Source organism: Micromonospora sp. KC721 (assembly GCF_004348355.1).
In the GTDB taxonomy this organism is placed as follows: Bacteria; Actinomycetota; Actinomycetes; order Mycobacteriales; family Micromonosporaceae; genus Micromonospora.
This window is the reverse complement of the sequence record NZ_SMJY01000340.1, coordinates 1-3,046: the sequence shown is the minus strand read 5'-3', so window position 1 is coordinate 3,046 and position 3,046 is coordinate 1. Positions and strand designations below refer to the sequence as shown.

The window sequence follows — 3,046 nt, the reverse complement described above, 5'->3', positions numbered from 1 at the left end:
CGCCCAGCTTTTCCACGGCACCGGGGCGTCGGTGCTCGACTCGATCCGGGCCACCGGACTGCGCCGCGGCGGGCGACACCACGTACACCTGTCGGCGGACGTGGCGACGGCCCGGCGGGTCGGCACCCGCCGGGGCGGCGCGGTGGTGGTGCTGACCGTGAAGGCGGCGGCGATGGCCCGGGACGGGTACGTCTTCTACCGCAGCGACAACGGGGTGTGGCTCACCGATGCGGTGCCGCCGGCCTACCTGACCTGACCGCCGGCGGGGTCCACGGACCCCGCCGGCCGGCCTTGGTCACCGGGGCTGCCCGGGCCGGGCCCTCACAGGGTGGTGCAGACGGTGCCGTTGAGCCGGAACGTGGTGGGCAGGACGTTCGGGCCGCTGTACGCGCCGACGAAGCCGGCGCTGGTGCTGCCGCCGGGGGCGATTCTCCGGTTGTCGTCGGTGTTCGTGACCGTGACGGTGGTGCCGGTCTGCTCCCAGTTGCCGCTCCAGCCGCTGCCGGCCTGCTGCCAGGTCGTCGGCCAGGTCCAGGTGAGCGTCCAACCGTCGATCGGGTTGACGCCGTTGTTGACGATGTCGACGCCGCCGATGTAGCCGTTGCCCCAGTCGTTGTTCTTGGTGAAGCGGACCGCGCAGGTGCTGCCGGTCGGGTTGTCGGTGACGAAGGTCAGCGGCGGTGATGGCCAGGAGAGTCGCCCGGCGGTGTCCCGGGCGAGCACGTTGACGGTGTACCGGGTGCCCGGGCTCAGGTTGCCGACGGTGAACGAACTGCCGGTCGTCTCGCCGAGCTGCTCACTGATTGCCCCGTTTTGCCGGTGTACCTCGTACTTGACCGGCGGGCCGGCCTCAGGCGGCAGCGCGGGCCAGAAGATGGTCGCGCTCCGGTCGGTCACCGCGCTGACGGCGGGGGTGCGGGGCGTGGGAGGTCCGCCGGTGACCACCTCGGCGGGGCGCACCACCAGCGTGGTCAGCGAGTACGGCGGCAGGGTCCGGCTGGTCGCGCTGTCGGCCCGGCCGGTGGTGATGCTGGCGGCACCGTTGGTCAGGGTGTGCACCGTCGGTTCGGCGCCCGACGGGGTGAACCCGGCGTAGTCGATGGTCACCGGGTGCGCGTTGTCCGGATCCTTGTTCACCAGCAGCACCGCGAGCTCCCCGTTGCGCCGGCGTACGGCGTGCGCGGTGACCAGCGGCTGGTCGGTGCCGGCCCGGATGAACTGGTTTCCGGGCTGGGCGAACAGGTTCATCATGGACAGCCCGTGGTATGGCGCGAACGGCGTGTTCAGCGGCGGCTGGCAGACCGACCCGTCGGAGGTGCAGCCGCCGCTGGACAGCATGCCGTAGTCGCCGTAGTCGGTGTGTCCGGCCACCTGCGACACCCGGTCGATGCCGTTGTGCACGTTCCACCACTGGACCGTGAACACCCCGTTCTCCAGCAGTCCGCTGTAGGCGTCGGCCAGGAACAGCGCCCCGGGCTGGGTGTTGCGGCCTTGCTCGACGTTGAGCTCGGTGAGGCTGATGTCGATGCGGGCGGCGTTCGGGCCGGCGTACCGGGCGATCTGCTGGCGTAGCAGCCAGACCGCGTCGGGGATGTGGTTGACCCGCGCCAGCGATTCGGCGGCGGTGCCGCCCGGGTACCAGTGCACGTCGACGAAATCGATCTTCGGCCCGGCGATGGAGAGCACCGTCTGGTTCCACGGGCCCGGGTCGTTGCCGGCGGTGATCCCGTCGGGCCAGTTCCCCGGCATGGTCAGCACCGCGCCGACCTTGATGCTCGGGTCGACCGCCTTCATCGCGTCGGCGTACTCGACCACCAGGTTCGCGTAGTACGTCGCGCTCTTGTCGGGGTGGTGGTCGGCCTCCCAGGCCGAGCCGTAGTGGCCGTTGCCGTAGTTCTCGTTGCCGACCGTCCACCATTTGGCGCCGTAACCCTTGGTGACGTTGGCGTACCGCACCCAGTCGGCCGCCTCCGCCGGGGTGCCGGTGCCGTAGTTGGCGATGATCATCGGCTGGGCGCCGACCCGTCTGGCGGCCGCCATGAACGTGTCGAAGTCGGTGCCGGGGGCGACGTACCCGCCGGGCGCGGTGTGGTCCTTCCAGTGGTAGATATCGGCGTACGAACCGCCCGGATAGCGCAGCATCCGGACGCCTGCCGCCTTCAGCATGTCCGACGTCTGGTCGGTGCCGAGGTTGGCGTCCCAGATGGCGTGGTTGACGCCGAGCGCGGTGGCCGGGACGGTGGCGAGACCGGCCCGCGCGTTCACCGTCACCGTCACCGGCGTGGGTGCGGGCGCGGCGCCGGCGGTCGGCGGGTTCGTGGTGAGCAGACCGGCGGCGAGCAGCAGGCTCGCCGCCAGCGCTGTCCGGCGGGCGGGGCGGGTCGATGGTCGCCCCTGCGGCACCGGTGGCCGGGAACGGGCAGGGGTGGTCGCAGTGCGCATGGCGGATTCCTTCGCGTCGGATCACGACAGGGCCGCCCGACCGGTGGTGATCAGATCACGCCGGGCAGACGGTGGGCGGAGTCACGGACGGACTGGTCGGTGGCGCGATCGCAGCTGTGTCGCCCCCCCCCCGGGACATGCCCAGGTGCCCATGGGACGACCGTCGGCCCCCGCGCGGGGCAAACCCATTGACGGTCAAGAATCCCACGGGTGCTGGCGGCTCTTCAAGCGGCGAGAGTCGTCGATTGCCCGACTGTTCCCCACAAACGATGCATTGTTTATGATCAATGCTTGAGGATGTGATCGATAACACGCTATTCTGCTGCGCGGGAGTACAGGGCACGCTCCGGTGACCGAGCGGCACGTCGCCGCACGAGCAATTCGTCACCGGTGGCGAGGGCGACACCACTTCTCATCCAGGTGCCGGGCTCCGATGTCTCCGGCGGGCGCGATCGCCGCCGATCGGCGCCGGGGCACCCCGTCCGGCGAGCGGCGTCGCATCCGCGGCGCCCTCGTCCTTCACCCACCCCGCCATCGCTGCGGGCACGCGCTTTCGTCGGTGCGGCCCGCCGCCGGTCCCTGTCGACGCCCGGCTGGGCCCACC

The 3,046-nt window shown here is 71.1% G+C and carries 2 protein-coding genes; one reads left to right on the top strand and one right to left on the bottom strand.

Features of this window, described 5'->3' with window-relative positions:
• A partial coding sequence (locus E1182_RS29995) for an RNA 2'-phosphotransferase (RefSeq protein WP_207921576.1) occupies positions 1 to 256 on the top strand: 256 nt, incomplete at its 5' end.
• A 65-nt stretch (positions 257 to 321) separates the two neighbouring features.
• On the opposite strand, the gene E1182_RS29990 is transcribed toward E1182_RS29995, so the two are convergent.
• Positions 322 to 2,442, bottom strand: coding sequence for a cellulose binding domain-containing protein (locus tag E1182_RS29990; RefSeq protein WP_132271105.1), 2,121 nt, complete (start codon positions 2,440 to 2,442; stop codon positions 322 to 324).
• Positions 2,443 to 3,046: the final 604 nt, after the last annotated feature.